Raw genomic sequence first — 25265 nt, forward strand, 5'->3', positions numbered from 1 at the left:
TCAAGGCATGACTTTTTATCATTAATTCAAAAGCCATGAAAAATGCTCGCATTCGCAATTTTTACTGAACCGTATCAGCAAAAACGCCAGGCTTATTGATGAGTAATGATCATTAATAGCTGCACAAAAAATCGTTTGTCGACGCTTGCTCTTCTTGCCGAAACTCGCCGCCATGCAGCAGGCCAGACCTGCCGTGCATTTCCTTTCGTGCCAGCAAGAGAAAACAATAATGACGTCCACGACCGCGACCCGCCTGATTCCGACCCATTCCCTGGAAACTGTCCTGGCTCCAATTCACGAGGCCCATGGACTGACCAACGAATTTTATACCGAGCAACGTTTTTTCGACCTTGAGCGCGATCACGTGCTCGGTCGTAATTGGGCGTGCGTCGGTTTCGCCAGCGACCTGCTGAGCACCAGCTACGTCAAGCCGGTGGACTTCATGGGCCTGCCGTTGTTGTTGATGCGCAACCGCGAAGGCCTGGTCCAGGTGTTCCACAACGTGTGCAGCCACCGGGGTGTGAAGCTCGTGCAGCAGGCGGGCGAAGTGCAGGGCGTGATTCGCTGCCCTTACCATTCCTGGACCTACGACTTGAACGGTGGCCTCAAGGGCACCCCGCACGTGGGCGGCATCAATCAGCACAAGGACGAGCGTTTCGCTTGCGAGAAACATGGCCTGAAAGCGTTGCGCAGCGCGATCTGGATGGACATGGTGTTCATCAACCTGTCGAATGACGCACCGGACTTGCAAGAGCAGCTCGCGCCGTTGACCGAACGCTGGACCCAGTTCCTCGGCACCGACGGCATGGACCAACTGCGCCGCGAACCCAACAGTGGCGCGGTCAGTATCGAGGTCAACTGCAACTGGAAACTGGCCGTGGAAAACTACTGCGAGGCTTACCACCTGCCCTGGGTGCACCCGAGCCTGAACAGCTATTCGCGCCTGGAAGACCACTACAACATCATCTTCGATCAGTTCGCCGGCCAGGGCAGCCATGCCTATAACCTGTCCGACGTCGCCGGCACTCACTTGCCGATGTTCCCGTCCTGGCCGCAGGACCGCGTGCGCACCGCCGAATACGTGGCGTTCTTCCCTAACGTCCTGCTCGGCATTCAGGCCGACCACGCCTTCGCTATGATGCTGGAGCCGATTGCCCCCGGAAAAACCGTCGAACACCTGCGTCTTTTCTACGTCGGCGACGAAGCCCTCGATGACCGTTTCGAAGCGGCCCGCGACGCCGTCATGCAGTCCTGGCGCGTAGTGTTTGCCGAGGACATCGCGTCCGTCGAAGGCATGCAAAAAGGTCGTCATTCGCCTGGCTACGGCGGCGGTGCGTTTTCTCCGGAAATGGACTTGCCGACGCATTTCTTCCACCAGTGGGCGGCGCGCCAGCTGCTCGACTGCGCCGAGAGCGTGTGAGGAGATGAGCATGCATTCGATCCAAGCGCACTGGCTGAATTTCATCGACGGCACGTGGACCGACAGTGAACAGCACATTACCGTCAACAACCCCGGCACCGCTGAGCCTGTTGCCACCATCGCCCAGGCGGGCGTCGATGACGCAGAGCGTGCACTGCAAGCGGCGCGGCGCTGCGCCGACAGCGGCGAGCTGACCCGCGCCCGACCTGCGCAAAGGGTGACCTGGCTGCTGGAGATCGCCGCGCAGATTCGCGCAGTGACCGAGGAAGGCGCGTGGGTGCTGTGCCAGGAAAACGGCAAGAGCCTGCGCGATGCCCGTGACGAGTTCGTCGAGGCGGCGCGTTACTTCGAGTATTACGCCGGCATGGCCGACAAGATCGAAGGCACCTCCATTCCGCTGGGCAACGGCTACATGGACTTCACCGTCTACGACCCCATGGGCGTGTCGCTGCAAATCGTGCCGTGGAATTTTCCAGTGTCCATTTGCGCCCGCTCGCTGGCACCGGCCCTGGCGGCCGGCAATGCGGTGGTGATCAAGTCGCCGGAGATTTCGCCGCTGGGGCTCTGCGTGCTGCTGCAAGCGATCGAACGCGCCGGTTTGCCACGGGGCGCGGTCAACCTGATCTGCGGCCGGGGCCGGGAAGTCGGGGCCTACATGGCCGGGCATCGCGAGGTCGACCAGATCGTCTTCACCGGTTCCGTGCCCACGGGGCAGAGCATCCTGCGGGCTGCCGCCGAACATGCGATCCCCAGTGTCATGGAGCTGGGTGGCAAGTCCGCCGCACTGGTGTTCCCCGATGCCGATCGCGAGCAACTGCTGGCGAGCGTGCGCAACGGCATCTTCTTCAATGCCGGTCAGGTGTGCTCGGCGATGTCGCGTCTGCTGGTGCATCGTTCGCTGTACGAGGAAGTGGTCGCCGATGTCGTGGCGATGGCCGAGAGCCTGAGCATCGGTCTTGGCCAGGACAATCCGGACCTGACGCCGGTGATATCCGCCAGTCAGCTTCAGGGCATCCAGGCCATCTGCCGACGTGCCGAGGAGGAGGGCGCCGTGATTGCAACGGGCGGTGAGGCGGTCAGCGGGCTGCGCGGGCATTTCATGGCACCGACGGTGTTTCGCGACGTCACCGCGCACATGGACATTGCCCAGACCGAAGTCTTCGGCCCGGTGCTGGCAGTCATTGCCTTCGATACCGAGGAAGAGGCGATTCGCATCGCCAATGGCACCGAATTCGGCCTGGTCGCGGGCGTGTTCACTCAAGACCTCAATCGTGCCCTGCGCTGTGCGCGGCGCTTGTGTGCGGGCCAGGTGTTCATCAACGAGTGGTACGCCGGCGGCATCGAAACGCCTTTTGGTGGCGTGGGTCTCTCTGGTTTTGGTCGGGAAAAAGGCCAGGAAGCACTCTACAGCTACGTGCGGACCAAGAACCTGGCCGTGCGCATCTCGGGCGAATGAGGAGACACCCGCATGAAAAAGTGGCTCTGCATTATCTGTGGCCTGATTTATGACGAAGCCCTGGGTTGGCCCGACGACGGCATCGCTGCCGGGACCCGCTGGGAAGATGTCCCGCAAGACTGGCTGTGCCCCGAGTGCAAGGTGGGCAAGTCGGATTTCGAAATGATCGAGATCAGCGAACCGGTCAAGGTCGCGACGGTTGCCCCGGTGGTTGTGAAGCCGGTCGTGGCTGACGTCTCAGCGGCCCAGCCTGTCGTCATCATTGGGAGCGGACACGCCGGCTATGGCCTGGCCCAGGCGCTGCGCAAAGCCAATCCGCAACTGGATGTCCGGGTGTTGACGCAAGACTGTGGTCATCTTTATTCCAAGCCGGCGCTGTCCATCGCGCTGGCCCAGGGGCGCAGTGCCGCTGCCCTGGCGACGGAAAGCCCGATGGCGCTGGAACAGCGACTGGGCATCCGGATCTACAGCCACTGCCGGGTCGAGCGCATCGATGTGGCATCGCGGCGACTGCACACCAGTCTCGGCGAAATGCCGTACGGCCAGTTGGTATTGGCCAGCGGCGCCTCGCCGCTGCGCCTGCCCATCGAGGGGTGTGCCGATGCCTTGCTGAGCGTCAACAACCTGCAGGATTACCGCGCATTCCGTAAGCGCCTCGAAGGGGTGCGCCATGTTGCGGTGCTGGGGGATGGGTTGATCGGCTGTGAGTTCGCCAATGACCTGGCAAGCAGTGGTTATCAGGTTCGGGTCATCGGACTGGGCCAGTGGCCGATGGAGCGCCTGCTGCCAGAACCCGCAGGCTGGCAACTGCAACAGGCGTTGTCCGCACTGGGCGTGCAATGGCATTTGCGCACAACCTTGCAGCGCATCGAGCAGAGTACGAACGGCTATCGGCTGGAACTGGCCGACGGTCAGAACGTCGAGGCGGACCTGGTGGTCTCGGCCGTCGGCCTGCGGCCCAACCTTGAGCTGGCACACGCCGCGGGCGTTGAGTGCGGCCGTGGCATCAAGGTGGATGCGCACTTGCAAACCTCGCAACGCGGTATCTATGCCCTGGGCGATTGCATCGAGGTCGATGGGCAGTTGTTGCCTTACCTGGCGCCAATCAATGAGGGCATTCGCGCCCTGGCCAAAACGCTGTCCGGGGTGCCGACGCCCGTGAGCTATCCACTGGCTCCCGTCACGGTGAAAACCCCGGCGGCACCTTTGTGCCTGCTGCCACCTCCCGTCGATTGCGAGGGGCAATGGCAGTGCGATGCGACCGGGGACGGGCTGAGCGCCAGTTTCCGTGACAGCGTCGGTGCCTTGCGCGGTTTTGTCCTTCTCGGACGGCAGGCCCAACAACAACGCAATGCCTGGTTGCAGCACTGCCAGACCACCCTACAGCCTGTGGCTTGAGAATTGACCCATGAACAGTATTGTTAACTTGCCTCATGATGACCGCAGTTGTGGCTGGTACGCGGCATTGCCTGAACCGCGGCCGGCCAAGCGCCTGATCGGTGAGCAAAAGGCTGACTATGTGGTGATTGGCGCCGGTTTTGCCGGCCTCGCCGCGGCGCGCCGGTTGGCCGAGCACAAGCCGCAGTCGCGCATTTTGCTGGTCGATGCCCAGCGCGTCGGTTATGGCGCGTCGGGCCGCAACTCCGGTTTCGTCATCGATCTGCCGCACAAGTTTGCCCTGGAGCACCCCGATCCGCAGCACAAGCAGCGTTTGCTCGGCCTCAACCGCGCAGCCATTGACCAGTTGCAAACCCTGATCGGTCGCCACGACATCGATTGCCAGTGGTCCCATGCCGGCAAGTATCAGGGCGCCGTGGGCGAGCGTGGCCTGGCCTACCTCGAGCATTTCGAGAAGCTGATGGCCGATCTCGGCGAGCCTTATCGACGGGTGGAGCGCCAGGAACTGGCTGGCGTACTCGGCAGCGACTACTACAGCCGCGCCATCTTCACCCCCGGTTGCTACCTCATGCAGCCGGCGGCACTGGTGCGAGGCCTGGGCGCGTCACTGCCGGAAAACGTCGAAGTCCTCGAGGAGTCACCTATCCAGCGCCTGGAGAAGGATGCCGCAGGCAACTGGCTACTGGATGGCAAGGAGGGGTTGATCCGCACGCCACAAGTGTTGCTGGGCACCAGTATCTTTACCCAGGAGTTTGGCTACTTGCGCAACCGGTTGCTGCCGGTGATGACCTTTGCCAGTTGGACGCGTCCGCTCACCGACGCCGAGATGGCCAGCGTTGGCGCCCAGGCCGACTGGGGCTTGACCCCGGCCGACCATGCCGGCACCACCGTAAGGATGACCCGGGATCGCCGCTTGATCATCCGCAATACCTACAAGCATGTACCGCGCTACGGGCGCAGCATCAATGACGCCACGCGCCTGAAAGTCCGTGAGGACCATTGCGCCGCGTTCCTCGCCCGCTATCCGCAACTGGCTCATGTCCCCTTCACGCACACCTGGGGCGGGGTCTACGCGATCTCGCGCAACTTCACCAACTTCTTCGGCAAGCTCGACGAGGGCGTTTTCGCCACGGCGTGCGACAACGGCGTCGGGGCGGCATGGGGCACCATCTCCGGGACTTTGCTGGCGGATAAAGTGGTGGGCGCCGACTCGCAACGTCTGGATGACATCCAGACCGTTACCGGTATGCCGTCGCGCAATCCACCGGAACCGTTCTTGGGACTGGGCGTGCGTTCACGCATCCGCTGGGCGGCCTGGAACAGCAGGAGCGAGCTATGACACTTGCATCTGCTGAGCGAAAGCCGGTGATGCTGGTCGATCACCGCGACCTGGACTTTGTGCATCGCGGCGGTCCCCCGGGGGGCGCCAGCGTTGCCCGGGCCCTGAGCAACGAGGTGTCGCCCCACCTGGGGATCGGTTTTGCGCGATGGGAGGGCGCGCAGGTCGCTTGGACGTTGCTTTACGACGAAGTGATTTTCGTCATAGAGGGCTGCTTCGAACTCGAGGCGAACGGCGAACAGTACCGGGTGGAACCGGGGCAAATGCTCTGGATTCCCGAAGGCACCGAACTGGTCTATGGCGGGCACGCGCTGTTTGGCTATGTCGTTCACCCCGGCGACTGGAAGCAACGTCACGGGCTCATCTGACTCGGGAAACTGAACATGTTTGCGCTCACCAAGGTGTTTGCAACGATTTATGCTGCTGCGCTGCTCATGCAGCTCGGCTCCAGTTTGCTGATGACGTACCTGGCCTTGCGCCTGAACGCCGCTAGTATCGCCGAGTTCTGGGGCGGTGCGCTGATGGCGGCCAACGCGCTGGGCATGGTGCTGGGAGGACGCATCGGTTACTGGCTGATTGGCCGGATCTCGCATGTGCGGGCATTCGTGGTCAGTGCCGGGGTGATTGTCACGGCGGTGCTCAGCCATCAATTGAGTGACTGGTTGCCGCTGTGGCTGGCGCTGCGGTTTGTGGTTGGCGTGGCGATGATGTGCCAACTGATGGTCATCGAAAGCTGGCTCAACGACTGTGCGCCGGGTGGTCGTCGCGGCGGTGCCATGTCGCTCTACATGGTGGCCAGCTATGTGGGCATGATGTCGGGTCAACTGCTGCTCAGCCTGGGCAATGGCCTCGATGCGCTGGTGTTGTCCGGCGTGGCCATCGCGTTTGCCATGGGGCTTGTGCCCATGGCGATGCACCGGGGCATGCAGCCCAGCCCCATCCAACAGGCGCGGGTCAGCTACCTGCGGTATGTGCGTCGGCTGCCGCAATCTTTGGGCACCATTCTCGCCTCGGGATTACTCAATGGCTGTTTCTATGGACTGACACCGATCTTCGCCGCGCAATCAGGTTTCACACCGGCGCAGGTTGGCCAGTTCATGGCCTTGAGCATTGCGGCCGGACTGTTTGCACAACTGCCGCTTGGCAGGCTGTCGGACCGGTTCTCCCGTGTAACGCTGATCCGCTTGACCGCGGGCTTGCTGTGCGTCGCTTATCTGCCGCTGGCCTTCTTTCAGCAGCCGGGGGCGGGCTGGGTCATGCTGGCGGGTGCCGTCATCGGCTTCTTGCAGTTTTGCCTGTATCCCTTGGGCGTGGTGCACGCCAACGACAATCTGGAGCCGGAGTTGCGGGTGTCGGTGGCCGGTGTGTTGTTGGTCACGTTCGGCATCGGTGCGACCATCGGCCCACTGGTGGCCGGGGCGATGATGGAGCATTGGGGGCGGCAGGCCCTTTATCTGTTCGGCATCGGCGTGGCTGCGCTGGTGGTCTGTCTGGTCAGTGAGCGGCAAAGTGTGCGGGCTGCCGTCGTTCAAGTTCCGTGAGGAGGGGCGTGAAGTGGCGTAGCTGGTTACGGCTACCCCATCACGTCTGATGATGTGCTACCAGGAAGTCAACAAATGCCCGCACCCGTGCGGGCATCGCCGCGCCACCGACGAACACCGCGTGAATCGGCTCCCGATCGCCCGGGTTGTAGGCTTCAAGCAGGGAGACCAGGCGAGCGCTTTTCAAGTCGTCTGCCACGCTGAATGCGCCAATGCGGGCGATGCCCGCGCCCAACCTGGCCAACTGGCACAACGCCTCTCCGCTGTTGCCCTCGATCGTACCGGCTACCTTCAGCGAAACATCGCGCCCGTCGATGCGAAAGGGCCAATCGGACGCAGCCCGACGGAAGTTGAAACGCAGGCAGTTGTGGGTGAGTAAATCCTGCGGAACAAGCGGAGTGCCATGTCGGGCCAGGTAGTCCGGTGAGGCGACGATGACCTGGCCGGTGGAGCCGAGATGGCGAGCGGTCAAGGGGCTGTCGGGCAAATCGCCAAAGCGAATCGCAACGTCTGCTTGCCCGCCCAGGATATCCACCAGCTCATCCCCCAGCAGCACATCAACCACAATGGCAGGGTAGCGGGCACTGAACTGGGCAATCAGCGGCACGATCACCAGCCGCCCGTGTGCAAGCGAAGCGCTGACCCTCAACCGCCCCCGTGGCACACCCTGATCGGTGATCGCATCCTCGACTTCCGCCATGTCCGCGAGAATGCGTCGTGCGCCGCGCAGGTACGCTTCGCCTTCAGCGGTGAAGGTGATGGCCCGGGTGGTGCGAAGCAGCAACCGGGTGCCTATGCGCTGCTCGATGCGCGTGATGATGCGGCTGACGGACGACGGCGTAAGACCCAGCACGCGAGCTGCGCCCGACAGGCTGCCTTGTTCGGCAACCATCGCGAATACTTCCATCTCCCCCGAGCGCCCGCCGATGTCCATTTGTGTACTCCACGCAAAGCTGTAGTGCCGTACAGAGGGCTACTGCCGGAAAAGTCAGGATTGTAGCATTTGGCACACAGATGAGGAGTCAACCATGCATATCAATCCACCCCTTGTAGCACTGTCCATTGGTGCCTTCGGCATCGGAGTCACCGAGTTTGCGCCCATGGGCATGTTGCCCGGTATTGCCGCCGATCTTGGCGTATCCATTCCCGCCGCCGGGCTGTTGGTCAGTGCCTACGCCATGGGCGTATTGATCGGCGCCCCGATCATGACCCTCGCCACGGGGCGGGTCCCGCGTCGCTATCTGTTGGTCGGGCTGATGGCGATTTTCACCCTGGGTAACCTGCTGTCGGCATTGGCCACCGACTACCAGACCTTGATGATTGCCAGGCTGGTGACGTCGCTGAACCACGGCGCATTCTTCGGCATTGGCTCGATCGTGGCCGCCAGTGTGGTAGCGCCCGACAAGCGCGCAGGTGCCGTCGCGGCCATGTTTCTAGGACTGACCCTGGCGACCATTGGTGGCGTGCCGCTCGCGACCTGGTTCGGCGACCACTTCGGTTGGCGTACCGCGTTCTGGGGCATCAGCGGGCTCGGTGCCATGGTCATGGTCGCGCTTTGGTGCGCTCTGCCGAATTCGCCAGCCCCCAAGGGTGGAAACCTGATGGCCGAAATTCGCGTACTGGGCCGTGGCCCGGTGCTGGCCGCACTGGCGCTGACGGTCGTCGGGTCCAGTGCCATGTTCACGGTGTTCACCTACATCGCACCGATTCTGCGGGACGTCACCCACGCCTCGAGCAACTTCGTCACCGGCATGCTCGTGCTGTTCGGTGTCGGCTTGACCCTCGGCAATGTCTGGGGTGGCAAGTCTGCGGACCGTTCGGTGGACCGCACCTTGAAACTGTCGCTCGTGGTGCTGATTGCCGTGCTGCTGGCGTTCTCGGTGTTCATGCAATGGCCGCTTCCCGCAGCGTTGTCGATCCTGTTGTGGGGCGCCGCCAGTTTTGCCTTGGTGCCACCGTTGCAGATGCGTGTGATGGAAGCCGCCAAGGAAGCGCCTAACCTGGCCTCTGCGATGAACATCGGTGCGTTCAATTTCGGCAATGCGATTGGCGCGGCACTCGGGGGCGCGGTCATCAACGCCGGCCTGGGCTACCCGGCCATTTCGCTGGCAGGGGCGGTGATGGCGGGTCTGGGCTTGCTGATGGTGCTGGGGTTGGGCTGGCGATCCGTTCGGACAGTTCCTGTCACTATCGAGGTGAAATAAACCTCATGATTGAAATGAGCGGCCCCTTCGCCTGTGAACTGGATAAACGCGGCGTACTTGAGTCCATCGCCAGCAGGCCGGCGCCTACAGTTTTTCGGAATTGCGTGAGGAACTTTAAAACAGCCGGGTGATTTCATTCAGGACCCGATCCTGCAATTGAGTACTGGGCCTGTGGCGATAAGCCACTGAGAAAAAAGCAACGCCTTCGTAGTCGCAGCGAATCGAAAAAGTCATACCTTCACGCATCCCAAAGACTGATCTGTCTCCGGCTTCAACAAAATATCTGGCTTTTGTAAGTGCCTGTTTGGCGTGCTCGATGCAGCCCGTTTGGCTAAGTGAGTGTTGGAGCCAACTCGTCGTGATACGCACAGACGAGGTCTCGCTGTCATCGACAGGGGGTGAAGCTACTTCTTTATTCGTTGCGTGGGTGTTCCCGCCGCTGCTGCACGCGGTCAGCCCCATTGAGAGCGCACCCAGCAAAAAACCGATACGAACGCTCGAATGCATAAGTGGATTTCGCATCTAGGGGCGGTCCCGTGAAGGTTTGCAATGAATGAAGTGCAACTACTAACGTAATAGCGGATTTCTGATCTTTTGCTACCTGTGCTGAGTCATTGCGACGAGAACCGGCGAGATAAACCGGCTACTTATTGGAGGCGCCAGGGGGCCGCAACTCGTGCACCAGCTCAACCAATGCGCGCAATCGCGCCGGCACAAATCGATGGCCCGAGTAGTAAAGTCGCAACCCCCCAAACGACGGGCACCACGGCATCAGCACCGGCACCAGCGCGCCGCTGGCCAGTTCTTCCTGGATGAACCACTCGGAAATGAAGCCGATGCCAAGGCCCAACAACACAGCCTGTTTGATGGCCAACAGTTCGTTGCAGGCCAAGCGCACCGGCAGGTCCATCTGCAGCTTCTGGCCCTCGCGTTCCAGTTCCCAATGGTAGAGGCCACCGTGGGCCATGCGCATGCCGATGCTTTGGTGGGTCAGCAGGTCTCGCGGATGTTCGGGCACGCCATGGCGTTCGAAGTACTCGGGCGTTGCCACCACGAGCATCTGGATGTCACCCGACAGCGCCACGGCAATCATGTCTTGCGGTACCGATTCTGCCAGGCGAATCCCGGCGTCGAAGCCCTCGGCGACGATGTCGACCATGTTTGCTTCGCTGACGATGTCGATGGGCACCTCGGGATAGCGCTCGGCGTATTGCTTGAACAGCGGGTCCAATAGCAGGTACGCCGCGCCATACGGTGCATTGATGCGTAGCGTGCCACTGGGCGAGTCTGGCCCAACGCTGGCTTCTTCGCCGGCACTCTTGATCTGCGCCAGGGCAGGGGCGATGCGTTCGACATAGCGTTGCCCGATATCGGTGAGGGCCACACTGCGCGTGGAGCGATTGAACAGGCGCACCTTCAAGCGCGCTTCCAGCCCGGCCACCGCGCTGCTGACGGCAGTGGTGGACATGCCCAACTCCTGTGCCGCGCCCCGAAAGCTGCTGCGACGCGCAACCGCCAGCACCACTTCCAGCTCGGTCATTCCTGTTCTGTGCATGGATAGTCCTGAATATACGGATACTTCATGCGCCAAAGGATAGCTTATCGGAACAATAACTCCCTCGTAGACTGCGCATCACAGAGGCTCGATACAGGCGAGCCCTTTTCAGCGAGGAGTCGCCATGCAACGCATTGAACACATCTACATCAACGGCGAATTCGTCATCCCCCACGGTCAGGAATGGTTCGACCTGCATAACCCGAGCACTGAGAAGGTCATCGGTCAGGTTCGGCTGGGCGATGCACAGGACGCACAGCGTGCCATCGCCGCCGCCAAGGCAGCGTTCCCGGCCTGGTCTCGTACCACTCGGGAGGAACGCATAACGGCGCTGCAACGCCTGCATCGGGCCGTGGCGGCCAGGGAGAAAGAACTGCTGGAAGCGATCCTCATCGAATACGGCGCACCGGCAGTTCGCGGGCGCTGGATGGCGACTTATCCGGCGGACGTGATTGCACAAGCGATCGATGCACTGGAGGCATTCGAATTCGAGGAGCAGGTCGGCATGGCCCGGGTGATTCTGACGCCCGTGGGCGTGGCCGGACTGATCACACCCTGGAACAGCAACGCGGGCTTCATTTGCAACAAGCTGGCCACTGCGCTGGCCGCAGGTTGCACCGCCGTCATCAAGCCCAGCGAGATGAGCGCGTTGCAGACGCAAGTCGTGCTCCAGGCATTGCACGAAGCGCAGCTGCCGCCGGGGGTTTTCAATATCGTCAATGGACGGGGTGATGGGGTCGGTGAGGAAATCGCCCGCCATCCCGATGTGGCCAAGATCTCGTTTACCGGGTCGTCCGCGGTCGGCCAACACCTGGTCAGAACCGGCGCCGACACCCTCAAGCGCGTGACGCTCGAACTGGGCGGCAAGTCGCCTACCGTGGTGCTGGACGATGCGGACTTCCAGGCGGTCATGCCGTTGGTGCTGCAAGCCGGATTTCTCAACAGCGGCCAGGCCTGCATCGCCGGCACGCGCATTCTTGTACCGCGCAGCCGCTTGGCGGAATTCGAGCAGGTGGCGAAGGAGGGCGTCTCACAGATTAAGTCGGGTGACCCGCGCAGCGCCGACACCGACATTGGCCCGATGGTGAGCCAGAAGCAATGGCAGCGTGTGCAAGGCTACATTCGTCTCGGCCAGGAAGAAGGCGCAAGGCTGCTGGCGGGTGGCGAAGGTCGGCCGCAAGGTTTGCACGCCGGATGGTTCGTCAAACCGACGATCTTCACCGATGCCAACAACCGGATGCGCATCGCACGGGAGGAAATCTTCGGCCCGGTGCTGACGATCATCCCGTACGAGGACGACGCCGAGGCGATCGGCATTGCCAACGATACAGACTATGGGCTCAGTGCTCTGGTGCTGGGCAAGAGCACCGAGCGCTGTGTGAACATTGCCCGTCAAATCGACTCGGGACGGGTGCTGATCAACACCCTGGCCCACGAACCGCGTGCGCCCTTCGGTGGGTTCAAGCGTTCAGGCCTTGGACGCGAAATGGGCAAGTGGGGGATGAGCGCGTTTCTAGAACCGAAGACATTGATTGCGCATGACCCGTTAAAATGACCGGCAATGGCGACCTTCCCTCGAAGGCCGCCATTTCTTCAGCAGGCCTGATCAGTTGCCATTCGGCATCGACAGGTTGATACCTTCTTTTTTCAGCGCATCACGTACGTATTGGAATTTCTGGTACTGCGACAACTCGATCGGCCCGTCATAACCCATGCTTTGCAGTTTGCGCGGAGGATAATCGACGTAGGTTTTCATCAACTTCATGATCGCAGCCGAAATCGGCACCATGGTCCAGGTGCGCTCAGTGAAGTTGTTCATGAACAGGTCGTAGCGTTCTTGCGGGTCTTGCCACAGGTCAAAAACCTGAGGCACTACCGCCACGTATTTTTCGGCGCCTTTCCAGCCCAGGTTGGAGTCGACGGCCAGGCCGCCGGTGGTCGCGCCGTCGTCACCGCGCAGGTTGAACACCGCCTTGTAGTTTCCGACACGCGCAGCACCCGGCGACAGTTCGTTCTCGGTGAAGTAGAACCATTCCTTGCGCGGTGAAGGGCCACTGCCGGTGAGTACCGGGGTCATGTCGTAGCTGTCGAAGATGATCGGCTGGCCTTCACGATCCTTTTCCGGCAGCTTCACACCGGCAACCGAGGCAAACGTCGCCATCAGGTCCAGGCCGCCGATGATCTCGTGGTTTTTCGTGTCGGGCTTGATCTTGTCGGGCCAGACGGCAATGGCCGGTACCCGGTTGCCACCTTCACGCACCGTGCCCTTGGTCCCGCGGAACGGCGTGTAGCCGGCGTCCGGATAAACATCCTGCCAGGCACCGTTGTCGGTGGTGTAGACCACCAGGGTGTTCTTATCCAGGCCAAGCGCCTTGAGCTTGTCCATGATCCGGCCGATGTGAGTGTCGAGTTCGACGATGGAATCGGCGTACTTGGACTTGGACATGGATTTATGAATGAACTCCGGTGCCGGCAAGTTCGGTTGGTGCACCTTCATGAAGTTGACGTTGATGAAAAACGGCTTGTCTGATTTGGCCGCGGTGTCGAGAAACTCCAGCGTGGCTTTCTCCACGTAGTTATCAAAGAACGGAATACCGACGACGCCCGGTTTGCCGTCCACGACAGGGGTGTCGACGTACTGACCATTGATCTTGAACTCTTCGACCGGTTTTTCACCGGCTTTGCCGGACAATGCACCTTTGGTCACTTTTTCGAACATGGCACGGGTTTCCGGATCCATGTCCGGGAACCAGGTCGGGTCCGCGTAGGTGTAGGCATTGAGGTGATACAGGCCGACGTACTTCATCACGTCATAACCTTGTGCATTGGGTAATGCATAGTCGGCTTCACCCAAATGCCATTTGCCGGTGAAGTAGGTCTCGTAGCCGCCTGTTTTGAGCACAGACGCCAGCGTCCATTCGGCGGCGGGTAAACCACCGCCTTGCCCCTGGAAGGCCACGGTGGTCATGCCGCTGCGGTTGGGGATTCGCCCGGTCTGCATGGCCGCCCGGCCAGGTGTGCAGCTGGGTTGAGCATAGAACGAGTAGAACGTGACGCCTTCTGCCGCCAATTGATCGATGCTTGGCGTGGGCATGCCGCGCCCGACGCCACCGCCGTACGGGCCCAGGTCGCCATAACCGGTGTCGTCGGAGACGATGAACAGGATGTTGGGTTTTTCCGTTTGAGCGGCGTGGGCCAGCCCGTTAAAAGACAACAGTGCAGCAAACACGACAGACAGCTTGAAACGATCCGATAGCTTGTGCATATCAGCGATCCTCATTGTTTCAGGGTGGCAATCGGTGATGCGTGCACAACGACAACGTTCTTGGGTGCGTTGATCACCGAACAGTTAGCCTAGGCAGGGCACACAGGTTCATGACTGCCTTACATGAACCTGTACGGGTTAAGGCACCCGAAGGAGTTTAGTGGGTTTTTTCCAGAAGACCGGGGGTAATTGCCTTGGCGCAGTTGCGTTGGATACGACCTGTTTGCATTGAAAGCGTCAACGCTGCGAACTATGTCGCAGTTTCTTCGGTCGACCATTCTCAAGCCGTCCCGGCGGGCTGAAGATATCTGCACAATAAAAAAGGGTGAGCGCAATGAATTGTCTGATCTGCGTCAACGTCGCAGAGCGTATCGAGTGTCACGGCCCATGGGAGGAGCGCGATTGTCCGGAGTGTGGTCGCTACCGGGTGGCGGACGCGCTGATTCTGACGCTGATGGAGCAGGGCCAGATCTTTGATGTCGACAAGACCCGCCGCTGGCTGGACAGCCGGCGCAAGCATGGCGCCGTGCCGACCATTGAGATTCATCAAGCGCTGCTGTTGCCCTGAACGATTCAGGCACTCGCTTCGCCGGCGGCGGCCCAATCGGCGCGTGCCCGGGCAGCGGGCGGGGTGAAGGCCATCAGCGTCTCAAGGGATCGGGGCACTGTCCGTACAGGAACCGGGGGGAACTGTTCATTGACAATCGACAGATGCTCCAGCGCTTCACGAAACATCGCTTCGGCCTTGCCCCGAAGCTGCAAATAGTGAAGGAACAGGTCGCTGTCGAGGTCGGGGCGGTCCAGCAAATCGTGCGCCGAGCGATTGAGCGCATTGGCCTCTTCGAACAGTTTTTCGTTCTGTGCCATGGCCAGGCGGCGGCAGGCGAGGAGTTGGGCGGTGGCGAGTGGAACGGTCATGGTCACGTCCTGTCAATAGTTCCGGCCGGTTAGCCACGCCTGAGTGCGAGGCGAGGCAACGCAACGGGAAGGCTTGTTGGTTGGCGTTAGAGGTATGACCGGGCGGTGACAGACAGGTATCAAAGGAAATCGGTTTAAAAAATTGATTATTTACGCGGTCGTAAACGTCAAAAAAATCCATTTTCCTGAACGGTTGTAGCAAGCCCCTTAATCGCTTTCGCTGGAGCACTCCATGTCGCCCATCACCTTGCGTCTGGTGGCGCTGTTCATCGTTTGCCTGGCGTTTGCACTGCCGGCCCAGGCCAGCGACTGCCCGGCGGACGAGAGACGCGTGTGCCTGGACGAATGCATCTGTCTGCCCGACGTGATGACCGATGGCGTCTACCAACTCGCCGCCCCGGCGCTGGCGCTGTGGCTGACCCAGGCCCACATCGAAGCCGCCAACGCTGGCGTCCAGCCCATTCCCGCCCACATTCGCGAACAACTGCTGCGCTGGTACGCCCCCGACGAGCTCGATGCCGTGCGCTACAAAGTCAGTGACAGCGGCCAACTCGACGCGGCCTCGGCGATGCTGCAAAACCCCGATGTCGGTGCCGTGACGCTGATCGACATCATCCTCTTTCGTGACCCGCTAGCCGCCGAGCAGGACGTGGCGCTCTGGGCCCACGAACTCAAGCATGTTCAGCAATACCGGGAATGGGGCGTTACGGGCTTTGCCCAGCGTTACACGCAGGATTTCAATGCCGTGGAGGCCCCGGCCTACACCATTCAGGCTGAGGTGCGGCGTTCGCTGCGCCAAGCGGCTAAAAATTGATCTTGAAGCCCAGCATCGCGTCGTAGCCATGGCTGTCGCCGTCGAATCCCTGCCGGTAACCGGTCGAGACCGTAAATGTCGTGCGCTGGTTGGCCTGGTAGTCCACGCCCAGATTGATTTCCCCCCAGGTGCCCTGAATATCCGATTCAAACGGAATGTACCCGGTCTCGGAAGAGAACTCGGTTTTTGGCTGGCCCTTGAACTCATGCCAGATGCTGGGCCGAATCCAGCCGTTGGTGCGCCGCGCGGTTTTGTCGGTGCCCTCGGTATCCCAGTCCCTGGCGATTCTCACCCCCAGGCGACCGATCAAGGAGTCCACGTCCTTGAAGCGCACGTTGGCGCCGACGTCATTGCTGTTGTCCAGGTCGACGTAGCTGTAGATAGCCTGCAACTGGGGCTCGACGTACCAGTTGTTATCGACTTGGTACGGATAGCCGTTCTCCAGTGACGCGGTGTAGCCCCAGCCCTTGGTTTCAAGTTTCGCCAGATCGCTGGGCTTGGCCTCGATGTCGAAATGATTGAGTTGCAATACGCCGTCCAGATACCAGCCAGAAGGACCGAAATGGGTCCAGTAGGTGCCCACCCCGTAGGCGCGCAGCGTGTCCTCCCCGGCGGCGCGGCCGGTGTAGTGGCTGACGCCTGCATCGATGGTCCCGGCCGACAAGGAAATCCCGGCCTGCTCATGGCTGCCGTCGGTGCGCACCTTGCGATAGAGATCGGCGCCGATCTGGAAGGCTGTCAGGTCATAGTTGTATTGCGGAGTATTGCCCAATACGCCTTTTCGGTCGGCATCCTGTTTTCCGCTGCGGTAGATCGCACGCCCCCCACCCCATCGACGGGCTGTCGGCGGTCTGGTCTTGCGCCGGTAGTGGATCGCCGGGGTTGAGGCGTTCTTCGCCGACGCGCTCATGCAGGGTGTCGACCATCGTGCGCCCGTACACCAGAGCCAGGGCCGGCAGTGCGCCGTAAAGAGACACTTCAGGACGATAGTTGGGAACCGCCGCGGGGGTAGGCGCGGGAGACGGCTCGGGATCAGGATCAGGATCTGGCCCGGGGCCAGGAGGACCAACCGGCGTCGTCTGGTCCGAACGCAAGTACCAGGTGTCTTTCGCCGTGCCATCCCTGGTGCCTTGTTGCAGGCGGTATTCGTAAGGGCCTGCGACCACACGATTGGCCAGTTGGAAGGCATTGGGATCACTGGCCGCAGGCGACTTGTTGGCCAGCTCGACCACGGCAATGCCGTTGCCTTGGGTCAGGGCACCCAAGCCGTCCACATGCGTGACGTTCAGGCCGGTGGTGCCACGGCTGCCGGTCGACGTCGAGTCCACCACCAGCAAGTCGGAGCGACTGTTCGCGCCGCCTTCATTCAACGTGGTGTTGAGCCGCACGCTGCCGCCATTGGACACGAACACGCCACCGCCATCGGTGCCTGCCGTGGTTGCACCACTGATGACCAGCACGTTACCCACCGTGTGACTGCCGCCCGCGAGGTCAAGGGTGCCGCTGTTTGTGAAACGGCTGACACCGAGTATTTGCCCTTGCACCGCACCACCTGGCGTGGGTTGGTTGGCCGTTTGGCCCAGTGGCAGGTAGGCACCGTTGGTGTTGAAGTTAGCGATGCCGGAAGTTGGCTGGGCCGCCAGGCGAATCAGCCCGGTATTGTCGATGCTGTTGCCCGCCGCCGATCCAAGATTGCTGACCGCTACACCCCAGGTGTCGCGGGTGCCGCTGCCGGTGCTGTCGGCAAAATTGCGCAGGGTCCAGGTGCCTGGGTTGGCCAGCGTGCTGACCGCGCCGGTGGCCGTGACCGACCCCGTCATTTGCCCGGCGTTATCGAGGCTGAACGTGTTGCCCGGTCCATTCGCGTCTGCGCGCACGGCAGCGTCACTGAGGGCGCCGAGGGTGCCGGTGTTGGTCAACGCTTGTGTCGCGCCGGCGAGCGTGACAGCGCTGCTGTCACTCCATCCCGCTTGCACCGCAGCGCTGTTGTTGACACTGGTCGAGCCGCCGAGGGTTTGCGCATCGATGCCGGATGAGCCAGCACCCCGGGTCGTGATCGCCCCCGAGTTGTTGACCTGCAGGTTGGCGGCACCTGACGCCTCGGCACGAATGCCCTGGCTGCCACTGGCGCCGAGGGTCTGGATGGCACCGGTGTTGGTAACGGTTTGCTCCCCGGTGCTGGAAAATGTGCGGATGCCTTGTTGCTGATTGCCCCGAGCAATGAGCTCTCCGGAATTGTTGACGCTGAGGCCGCCCAAGCCGCTACCGGCGTCAAATGCATTACCGGCAAGCAGGGCGGCACCGCTGCCATTGACATCGATGCGCGGGCCATTGAACGTCACATTGATATTGCCGCCCTGGCTCAAAGCCTGTATCCCGAACGAACCAATGCCGGTGCCATCGCCACCCCCGGTGTTGGAGTGGGTGGTGATCGTCCCGCGGGCGTTCACGTCCAGCGTGCCGGTGGGCGATTTGGTCGAGACGAAAATGCCATTGGCATTGCCATTGAACGTTTCGATGCGATTGCCGGTGTAATCGACACGCACACTGCCCGAGGTTGAGTCAGCCCGGATGCCTCCCGCTCCGGCGCCGCTGGCGGAAATGTCACCGCCGTAGTTGACGAGGGTGTTGCCCTCGGCGCTGATGATGATGCCGTAGGCGCGGGCGGTCGTGAGGCCGCCGAGGACATTGATGTTGCCGTTACCAGTGACGGTGGTGTCGCCGGTACCACGCTTGATGATGTAGATGGCTCGTGAGCCAACCGTATCGGAAGTGCTGCCGACGGTGAGCGGCGCATTGTTTTCAATGCTGATATTGCCGGTGGCCCCGACATTGTCATTGGCATAGATGCCGTGGCCGCCGCCCCCGGTGGTGGTGATCGCGCCGTCGTTGACCACGCTGATACTGCCGGTGGTCGAGACTGCCCGGATACCAAAACCATTCAAGCCATCGGTGCTGATCGCTCCGCTATTGTGCAGACGGGTGTTACCAGTGCCGCCTTCGGTGAACACACCAAAGGCGTTCATGCCCCGGCCGGTGATGGCCGCGGCGTTGTCGACGGTGGTGTTGCCATTGATCGCCCGGGTGTGGACCCCCGCGTGGTTGCCGACGCCCGCCGTGGGCAGGGTATCGTCACCAATGGGAGGACCGGCGGAGAGTGCATTGGTGTTGTCGACGAGAAAACTGACGCCGCTGCCCACGCTGACATTGACGTTGCTGCCGCCCGTGCCTTTGGCCCAGATGCCATTGCCGCCGGAGGTGGTAATCGTGCCGCTGCCGCTGTGGATCACGTTGATCGCACCGCCGCCAGTGGCCGTGACATCGATGCCGTCGTGTTCGTCACCGGGCACCGCATTGAGGATGTTCAGCGTGGTGCCCGAAGTGACCGTGAACGCGGTCAAACCGGAGTTGGCGTTGGTGATGGCGAGCGCATCCAGGCCCGATCCCACCGAATTGACGTTGCTGGTGCCGCCGTCCACGATCAGGCTGGCATTGCCCGCGCCACCCGCACCGGTCACGTTGGAGAACACGGCGTTGGCCGCGGTCGGCGGGCTGCTGTTGATCGTAGTGCCGCTGAGTGTCAGCGTAGAATTGGCGTTGGAGGCGCGGCTCAATACCGCAGAGCCGGCAGCGGTGGTGATAGTGGTGCCGGGTTGCGTGGACAATGACGCGTCGAGCCCTGCGCCGGGTATGCAGGTCTGCGACACGTTGTAGGTGCCCGCGGCCAAGGGGCCGCAGGCTGCCTGTGCGTCCATCATCACCAACGCATTGGCAATCGCAACAGTGAGCGCGCAGCGCGTGCGCAAGGTGTATTCAGTGGGTAACGGAGCGTGTGCGACGCGCATATTGACCTCCCAGTCATCCAACCCCGTAGGCTCGGCTCCGAAGGGCAACTCAACGGCACTGAATACTGCTGCATACGCAACACAGAAATGAGCTCAGCCTACTCGCCATGCATCTGGGCATAAACCATAGTTGATTTTCAGCAGGACGATGAAACCTGACTGCGCAGGTGTTCAGGCGCTTGCTTGATGGGTCGCTGAAGCAGGTAACGTGAACCACCACAGCACCAGCGCCGCCGCGCTTATCAGAGCACCCAGAAGGCTGACGGCCGGCCAGCCCCAGTGCGCATACACTTGGGTCGCGGCGGCGGCGCCCAACGCGCTGCCCACCGAGTAAAAACACATGTAGGCGCCCACCATGCGGCTTTGGGCGTCGGGGCGCGCGGCAAACACCAGGCTCTGGTTGGTGACGTGCACGGCTTGCACGGCGAAATCGAGCAAGATCACGCCAACGATCAACGCGAGCAGTGACGTCTGAGCCATGGCGATGGGCAGCCAGGACAACGTCAGGATCGCCAGCGCGATGCCGGTCACCCGTTGTGCGAAACCCCGGTCGGCCCAGCGACCGGAGCGTCTGGCCGCCAAGGCCCCGGCGACACCGGCGAGGCCAAACAGGCCGATGGCCGTGTGGGAAAGCGACAGTGGCGGGGCGCTCAGCGGCAGCACCATGGCGGTCCAGAGCACGGAAAAAGCCGCAAAGATCAGCATGGTCAGCAGGCCTCTGGTCCGTAGCACCGGTTCGGTCAAGTACAGCGTGAACAGCGAGCGGACGAGGGCAGGGTAGGAAAGCCGATTGGATGGCGACTTGTCGGGCGGTAGGACTTTCCAGAACACCGCCGCGATGCTCAGCATCAATGCGCTGGACACGAAATACACGGCGCGCCAGCCCGCCTGGTCGGCTATCAGTCCCGAGGTAAACCGCGCCAGTAGAATGCCCAGCACAATGCCGCTGGTGACTGTTCCCACGGCTTGCCCCCGTTGAAGCGGCGTTGCGAGCACGGCGGCATAGGCCACCAGCACCTGAACCACCACGGCCAGCAAACCGACAACCAGCATGCCAGCCAACAGGGCCAGCCAATGCTGCGCCGCACCGACGGCCATCAGCGCAACGGCAGACAGCAGCACTTGGAACAGCACCAGCCGTTTGCGGTTGATCAAGTCGCCCAGCGGCACGATGAACAGCAACCCCAACGCGTAGCCGGCCTGGGTCGCCGTCACCACAAAACCGATAACTGAATCGTTCACACCCAGGCTGCCGGCCATTGAATCGAGCAAGGGTTGGGCAAAGTAAACATTGGCGACGGCCAGCGCGCAGGTAACGGAAAACAACAACGTGAGCGCCGGGGAAAGCCCCGTAACCTGGCCGCTTTGCGCTGGTTTCGTTGCCGGCTTGAGGAGCGTTTGTGTGGCCGAGTCGGTCTGTGCTGTCATGTGAGCCTCCGAGGCGATAAACTGGTTTCAAATTAAAACCTGATTCGATTGTTGCCCAATCAGGTTTTAAAATGCAACCACGTTAACCGAATCTCAAAAGGTCACTTCAATGATCGACAGCACCACCACTCAAAACAATGAATGCCCGGTAGCAAGAACGCTGGAGGCCATCGGTGATCGCTGGTCACTGATGATCGTCCGCGACGCGTTCGATGGCATTCGCCGCTTCAGTGAATTTCAAAAGAGCCTGGGCGTGGCCAAGAACATTCTGTCGACGCGTTTGAAATCGCTGGTCGAGTTGGGTGTGTTCGAGGTGCAACCGGCGTCGGATGGCAGTGCCTACAAGGAGTACGTCCTGACAGACAAGGGGCATGAATTGTTTGCCGTGGTGGTCAGCCTGCGTCAGTGGGGCGAACGGTTCCTGTTCCAGGCGCAAGAGACGCGTTCTGCGCTAGTGGACAACGAACACGTCCAAACCCTGATGCCGATTGAAGTGCGCTCGGCGAGCGGCCAGGCGCTCGGGCCGTTCGACTGCCATCGGGTGAGGGTGGTTGTCGGCGAGTCGTGAGGGGGGCATGGCGTCGGCGATGTCATGCACCAAATACCCTCCAGCCGTTGAGTTCCAACCTCAGGTAATCGGGAAGGTCGTGCGCCCAAGGCGCATCGAGGTCATTGTTGCCCCGCATCGCAACCACCGGATGGTCCTTCAGCCGTTTGACGGTGTTGCGCGCATGGGTTGGCAGCCTAGCTTTGTGGCACCACCCGTGCGTCGTTGCCAGTCCCTTCGACATACACGTTCATGCCTTTTCGCAGCGCCGGGTTGATCGGCTGGGTCACCTGAACCAGTACGCCGCTGTGGGTGCGGACGATGATCTGTTGGGCATCCACGGGCTGGTCATACTTTTTCTTCTCGACGTAGTTGCCGCCCGCTGCACCCGCGAGAGCGCCGGCGACCATCGCCACATCCCGGCCGGTACCGCCACCGATCAGGCTGCCCAGGCCCAGGCCGCCAATACCGCCGAGGATGGCGCCGACGCCACTGTCGTGGTTGGTCTGCATCTGGGTCTGGGTAATCTGCTCGATTTTCCCCGAACGAATTTCCATTTCGCCAGCGCCGCCACTCCCGGCGCCGACCGCCGCGCAACCGCCCAGCACCAGCCCAAGAAGCGTCATCGTCAGCCAGGAAGCGAAAGTTTTCATCGTTGAACTCCTTTCCAGAGGAAGTGGCTCGTGCAAGCCGCACCCATTGACGTTAGACGAAAAAGCCCGGCGCATATGGCTGATTCGTGCGTCGGGCAGGGTGGTCCAACGCTGCCTCTGATCCGGTAACCCGGCAGGCCGTGGATTTCGTGCTGAACTTAAATCCCGTCACCGACCCAGGAGGGACCACCATGGCACTCATGAAAGCGGCTGTTTTCGTCGAAAAAGGATTCGCCGAGCACAACCCGAAGATGCCGAGCGCATTGCCGCGCTCGTCGCCGAGGCCTACTAAGCGCTTGCAAGGCGAATTGCTGGCGTTTATCGAGCATGCGTTGGCCGCCTGAAACGACTGCCATCAACGGTTATTGCGCCAGATGGATAAATTCAGCGCGCCGGCGACACAAAGCCAAATAAGGTATGGAAACAGGATCAGCCCAGTCATCACATCAAGCTGCAATGCCATTACCACCATTGCAGCGACGACAAGCCAGAGCAGGGCAAGTATCAGCATGCCGGCGAAAACACGATTGGCGCCAAAAAAAACCGGCGTCCACAGCGTATTGAGGGCAATCTGCGCCGCCCATAAAGCCAGGACATCCTGGCTACCCGGCATCACACTCAACCGGTACCCAGCCCAGGCCAGCAACACATAGATAATTAACCAAGCGACCGGGAACACCCAATTGGGTGGCGTGAAGCTGGGCTTGGCGAGTGTTGCGTACCACGGGCCCGGTTTGAAGAAAAAGCCTGTGCTGGCGGCAGCGCAGCAGGCCAGAAGAAAAATATAAAAGGTCATCACCACTCCTTAGCGGCAGCTTTTTCAAAATGCGATGCTATTGCTACAACCGCTTAAGAGCGGACACCCACGACAATGAAAAGTTTGGAGAGATGGGGCTGAATGACTCAACCAAGGCCTGGAATGAATCGCCCGTTATTTGTTTCCCTGGATGGGCCGAAGGGGACCGGAAAAACCACATTGTTGGAAGCCGTGACGAAAGCACTGAGGATGGAAAACAAGAAGGTAGTCCGGCTGTGCGAGAAAAAAAGCGATCCCTACAGGGGAATCACCATGGCGCTCGTTAACGAATTCGTCAGAAATCCCGGCAGGGATTTGGAGTTGAGGGTGTGTGAGCGCTTTGCTGATAGCCGTCGTTGGATATCCCGGCACGTACTGCCTAAACAGCCATTGGGCAGCATTATCCTGATGGATCGCTGGTACCCATCAGAGGCTGCGTTCCGCCGGATGGTCCCGTTTGCAGACATTCTACAAATGAACACTGATCGAAACGTGCAAGTGCCAGACCTGCATGTCGGCGTTGTCACCGATCCCGATATTTCATGGGCGAGGGCCGCGTCACGATCCCGTGGGCTGGGCAGTACCGTGATCCATAGCCTGCAAGAGCAGATCGCTTGTACCCAGGCATTCGAACGCGCGATGGCCGATCACGATTGGTTTTTATGCCGTAACGAAGGCACGATCGAGGAGGCCACGCTGCAGATCGTTGCCGAGATTTATAAAGTGCAGTTGATCAATTCGCCCTGATGGCGAGCGCCCGCGAGTTCGATTTCGCTTGGCTGACGTGAACCGTCTCCGCCTGTGATCGTTGTTGCACCATAAGACGCGCCGCCTACTTTTCCGTGCAAAGCGCCCCTGAAAAACCCGCTTAATTTCCACCAGAGACTCGAATAAAGAGAACAGTGGAAAACTCACAATCTATGAAACGGTGCTGCATCGTTCAGCGTAGCTGCTGTTTCTCATTCCGAGCTTTGATTGACGAACCGCTCAATCAGCCAACGTGCAGCAGGCCCGGGTGGCAAATCTGTGCGGTAGATGGCGTCGAAAGTATAAATCCCGCTGTTGAGTTCCGGTAAATTCAAGCTTACAAGCCGTCCGCTTTCCAAGTCCTCACGGATCATTGAAACCGGCATATTCCCCCAGCCAATGCCTTCGCGTAGCAACATGTGCTTGGCACCCAGGTCTGCCAGTCGCCAGGTTCGGTTGCTGAGGACGGCGAAATCCGTGTCCTTGGTCAGGACTGAGCGGTCAGACAGCACCAGCTGGGTGAATTCACGCCCGGCACCCGGCGTATTGGAAGCACTGGAAGCCAGCGGATGATTGGGTGCGGCAACCGGAATCAACTCGACGCTGCCGACCCCAATTCGTTCGATGCCGTCGATGCCTTCATTCATTGGCCCACTGATGCCAATGATCGCGCCGCGGTTGATCACCAGTTCAGTGACGGCACCGAGCGCCTCCATGTGCAGGTGCAGAGCCACTGTAGGAAACTCTTCGCGAAAAGACTTGAGTGCATCGACCACGCGCTCGGCGGGAAGCATCACGTCCAGGACCAAATGCACCTCCGCTTCCAGTCCTTGGAGCAGGCCTTTGACTTTGGCACGCAACCCATGAATTCCGTTGGCGATCGTCCTTGCTTCGGCCAGAACAGTGCGCCCCGCGTCGGTGAGCTGGGGTTTTCGAGTCGTCTGGCGATCAAACAGCGAGACGCCGAGCTGCATTTCAAGGTTGGCGATTGAATAGCTGATGACGGAAGTAGCCCGGTGCAGTTTTCTAGCCGCCGCCGCAAAGCTTCCAACTTCCACGACGGTTAAAAACACGCGCAGCTGGTCCAGTGTCGGTGTGCCGGGGTCGGAGATCATGCCGAATTCCTCGAACGTATTGCTCAATACTAACCTGGCTCTACGAAACTCTTCACCCATCAGGCAAAACTGCGGAGTTTGGCCAGGTCGCGTGTCGGTGGTGGTCCGAATTGACGGCTGTATTCACGACTGGATTGCGAAGCGCTTTCATACCCCACTTGGAACCCCCGCCGCTCAGCCATTCTATTTATTAGATCGTTAGCATCGATTTTATTCGACTGTCC

Annotated in this window: 24 protein-coding genes and 3 pseudogenes; 14 read left to right on the forward strand and 13 right to left on the reverse strand. The window is 60.8% G+C overall.

Annotated features, from left to right (window positions below; translation table 11 throughout):
- Positions 1-229 precede the first annotated feature (229 nt).
- The 7 genes and pseudogenes from J1D76_RS00380 to J1D76_RS00410 all read left to right on the forward strand — a co-directional run bounded on the left by J1D76_RS00380 (position 230) and on the right by J1D76_RS00410 (position 7154).
- On the forward strand, positions 230-1420 hold the full coding sequence (locus J1D76_RS00380; RefSeq protein ID WP_421136491.1) for an aromatic ring-hydroxylating oxygenase subunit alpha: 1191 nt from the start codon (positions 230-232) through the stop codon (positions 1418-1420).
- A 10-nt stretch (positions 1421-1430) separates the two neighbouring features.
- Complete coding sequence (locus J1D76_RS00385) at positions 1431-2876, forward strand: aldehyde dehydrogenase family protein (protein WP_421136492.1); 1446 nt, start codon at positions 1431-1433, stop codon at positions 2874-2876.
- 12 nt (positions 2877-2888) lie between these two features.
- Positions 2889-3050, forward strand: a pseudogene (locus J1D76_RS00390) (rubredoxin); the annotation flags it as partial.
- On the forward strand, positions 3039-4274 hold the full coding sequence (locus J1D76_RS00395; protein WP_421136787.1) for an FAD-dependent oxidoreductase: 1236 nt from the start codon (positions 3039-3041) through the stop codon (positions 4272-4274). The pseudogene J1D76_RS00390 and the gene J1D76_RS00395, both read left to right, overlap by 12 nt.
- Positions 4275-4284: 10 nt before the next feature.
- Positions 4285-5613 carry an NAD(P)/FAD-dependent oxidoreductase gene (locus J1D76_RS00400; protein ID WP_421136493.1) on the forward strand — a complete coding sequence of 443 codons (1329 nt, stop codon included), beginning with the start codon at positions 4285-4287 and terminating at the stop codon, positions 5611-5613.
- Complete coding sequence (locus J1D76_RS00405; RefSeq protein ID WP_421136494.1) at positions 5610-5981, forward strand: ethanolamine utilization protein EutQ; 372 nt, start codon at positions 5610-5612, stop codon at positions 5979-5981. The genes J1D76_RS00400 and J1D76_RS00405 overlap by 4 nt, the downstream gene beginning before the upstream one ends.
- A gap of 15 nt (positions 5982-5996) precedes the next feature.
- Positions 5997-7154, forward strand: a complete 1158-nt coding sequence (locus tag J1D76_RS00410) for an MFS transporter (protein ID WP_421136495.1) — start codon at positions 5997-5999, stop codon at positions 7152-7154.
- Positions 7155-7194: 40 nt separating this feature from the next.
- On the opposite strand, the gene J1D76_RS00415 is transcribed toward J1D76_RS00410, so the two are convergent.
- Positions 7195-8088 carry a LysR substrate-binding domain-containing protein gene (locus J1D76_RS00415; RefSeq protein ID WP_421136496.1) on the reverse strand — a complete coding sequence of 298 codons (894 nt, stop codon included), beginning with the start codon at positions 8086-8088 and terminating at the stop codon, positions 7195-7197.
- A 94-nt stretch (positions 8089-8182) separates the two neighbouring features.
- Between J1D76_RS00415 and J1D76_RS00420 the strand changes: the two genes are divergently transcribed.
- Entirely contained in the window at positions 8183-9358 is a 1176-nt protein-coding gene (locus tag J1D76_RS00420) for an MFS transporter (protein WP_421136497.1), read from the forward strand.
- 114 nt (positions 9359-9472) lie between these two features.
- On the opposite strand, the gene J1D76_RS00425 is transcribed toward J1D76_RS00420, so the two are convergent.
- Together J1D76_RS00425 and J1D76_RS00430 are read right to left on the reverse strand one after the other, a co-directional pair.
- Positions 9473-9880, reverse strand: coding sequence for a hypothetical protein (locus tag J1D76_RS00425; RefSeq protein ID WP_421136498.1), 408 nt, complete (start codon positions 9878-9880; stop codon positions 9473-9475).
- Between the two features lie 121 nt (positions 9881-10001).
- On the reverse strand, positions 10002-10913 hold the full coding sequence (locus J1D76_RS00430; protein WP_421136499.1) for a LysR family transcriptional regulator: 912 nt from the start codon (positions 10911-10913) through the stop codon (positions 10002-10004).
- Positions 10914-11037: 124 nt separating this feature from the next.
- On the opposite strand from J1D76_RS00430, the gene J1D76_RS00435 reads away from it, so the two are divergent.
- Positions 11038-12468, forward strand: a complete 1431-nt coding sequence (locus J1D76_RS00435; RefSeq protein WP_421136500.1) for an aldehyde dehydrogenase family protein — start codon at positions 11038-11040, stop codon at positions 12466-12468.
- Positions 12469-12519: 51 nt separating this feature from the next.
- Here the strand turns inward: J1D76_RS00435 and J1D76_RS00440 are convergent, their stop codons facing one another.
- Positions 12520-14178: an arylsulfatase gene (locus tag J1D76_RS00440; protein WP_421136501.1), complete on the reverse strand. Its 1659-nt coding sequence runs from the start codon at positions 14176-14178 to the stop codon at positions 12520-12522.
- A 334-nt stretch (positions 14179-14512) separates the two neighbouring features.
- Between J1D76_RS00440 and J1D76_RS00445 the strand changes: the two genes are divergently transcribed.
- Positions 14513-14746: a hypothetical protein gene (locus tag J1D76_RS00445; protein ID WP_421136502.1), complete on the forward strand. Its 234-nt coding sequence runs from the start codon at positions 14513-14515 to the stop codon at positions 14744-14746.
- A 5-nt stretch (positions 14747-14751) separates the two neighbouring features.
- Here the strand turns inward: J1D76_RS00445 and J1D76_RS00450 are convergent, their stop codons facing one another.
- Positions 14752-15096 (reverse strand): hypothetical protein, encoded by a 345-nt coding sequence (locus tag J1D76_RS00450; RefSeq protein ID WP_421136503.1) that lies wholly within the window; start codon positions 15094-15096, stop codon positions 14752-14754.
- A 232-nt stretch (positions 15097-15328) separates the two neighbouring features.
- Here J1D76_RS00450 and J1D76_RS00455 point away from each other — a divergent pair, with 232 nt between their 5' ends.
- Positions 15329-15910, forward strand: coding sequence for an eCIS core domain-containing protein (locus J1D76_RS00455; RefSeq protein WP_421136504.1), 582 nt, complete (start codon positions 15329-15331; stop codon positions 15908-15910).
- Here the strand turns inward: J1D76_RS00455 and J1D76_RS00460 are convergent.
- From J1D76_RS00460 to J1D76_RS00470, 3 genes are all read right to left on the reverse strand, one after another.
- Positions 15900-16682 (reverse strand): autotransporter domain-containing protein, encoded by a 783-nt coding sequence (locus J1D76_RS00460; RefSeq protein ID WP_421136505.1) that lies wholly within the window; start codon positions 16680-16682, stop codon positions 15900-15902. The two genes, J1D76_RS00455 and J1D76_RS00460, sit on opposite strands and share 11 nt — an antisense overlap.
- A complete protein-coding gene (locus J1D76_RS00465) occupies positions 16654-19755 on the reverse strand; it encodes an autotransporter outer membrane beta-barrel domain-containing protein (RefSeq protein ID WP_421136506.1) in 3102 nt (1033 codons plus the stop codon). Before J1D76_RS00465 ends, J1D76_RS00460 begins: the two co-directional genes overlap by 29 nt.
- A gap of 171 nt (positions 19756-19926) precedes the next feature.
- Positions 19927-21183, reverse strand: a complete 1257-nt coding sequence (locus J1D76_RS00470; protein WP_421136507.1) for an MFS transporter — start codon at positions 21181-21183, stop codon at positions 19927-19929.
- Between the two features lie 109 nt (positions 21184-21292).
- Here J1D76_RS00470 and J1D76_RS00475 point away from each other — a divergent pair, with 109 nt between their 5' ends.
- The gene (locus J1D76_RS00475) at positions 21293-21751 is read left to right on the forward strand and encodes a winged helix-turn-helix transcriptional regulator (protein WP_421136508.1); all 459 of its coding nucleotides are present in this window, start codon (positions 21293-21295) and stop codon (positions 21749-21751) included.
- A gap of 176 nt (positions 21752-21927) precedes the next feature.
- Here J1D76_RS00475 and J1D76_RS00480 read toward each other — a convergent pair whose 3' ends face one another.
- Entirely contained in the window at positions 21928-22383 is a 456-nt protein-coding gene (locus J1D76_RS00480) for a glycine zipper 2TM domain-containing protein (protein ID WP_421136509.1), read from the reverse strand.
- Positions 22384-22574: 191 nt separating this feature from the next.
- Here J1D76_RS00480 and J1D76_RS00485 point away from each other — a divergent pair, with 191 nt between their 5' ends.
- The gene (locus J1D76_RS00485; protein ID WP_421136510.1) at positions 22575-22727 is read left to right on the forward strand and encodes a hypothetical protein; all 153 of its coding nucleotides are present in this window, start codon (positions 22575-22577) and stop codon (positions 22725-22727) included.
- A gap of 11 nt (positions 22728-22738) precedes the next feature.
- Here the strand turns inward: J1D76_RS00485 and tspO are convergent, their stop codons facing one another.
- On the reverse strand, positions 22739-23179 hold the full coding sequence (gene tspO, locus J1D76_RS00490; protein WP_421136511.1) for a tryptophan-rich sensory protein TspO: 441 nt from the start codon (positions 23177-23179) through the stop codon (positions 22739-22741).
- A gap of 123 nt (positions 23180-23302) precedes the next feature.
- On the opposite strand from tspO, the gene J1D76_RS00495 reads away from it, so the two are divergent.
- Entirely contained in the window at positions 23303-23926 is a 624-nt protein-coding gene (locus J1D76_RS00495) for a dTMP kinase (protein ID WP_421136512.1), read from the forward strand.
- Here the strand turns inward: J1D76_RS00495 and J1D76_RS00500 are convergent.
- The 3 genes and pseudogenes from J1D76_RS00500 to J1D76_RS00510 form a co-directional block, all read right to left on the reverse strand.
- Positions 23896-24012, reverse strand: a pseudogene (locus J1D76_RS00500) (NAD(P)H:quinone oxidoreductase); the annotation flags it as partial. The gene J1D76_RS00495 and the pseudogene J1D76_RS00500 sit on opposite strands and share 31 nt — an antisense overlap.
- 126 nt (positions 24013-24138) lie before the next feature.
- The gene (locus J1D76_RS00505; RefSeq protein ID WP_421136788.1) at positions 24139-25041 is read right to left on the reverse strand and encodes a LysR family transcriptional regulator; all 903 of its coding nucleotides are present in this window, start codon (positions 25039-25041) and stop codon (positions 24139-24141) included.
- A gap of 59 nt (positions 25042-25100) precedes the next feature.
- Positions 25101-25208: pseudogene (locus J1D76_RS00510) on the reverse strand (AraC family transcriptional regulator CmrA); the annotation flags it as partial.
- Positions 25209-25265: the final 57 nt, after the last annotated feature.

Origin of the sequence: Pseudomonas sp. NFX15 (assembly GCF_049132105.1) — a bacterium.
Lineage (GTDB): Bacteria > Pseudomonadota > Gammaproteobacteria > Pseudomonadales > Pseudomonadaceae > Aquipseudomonas.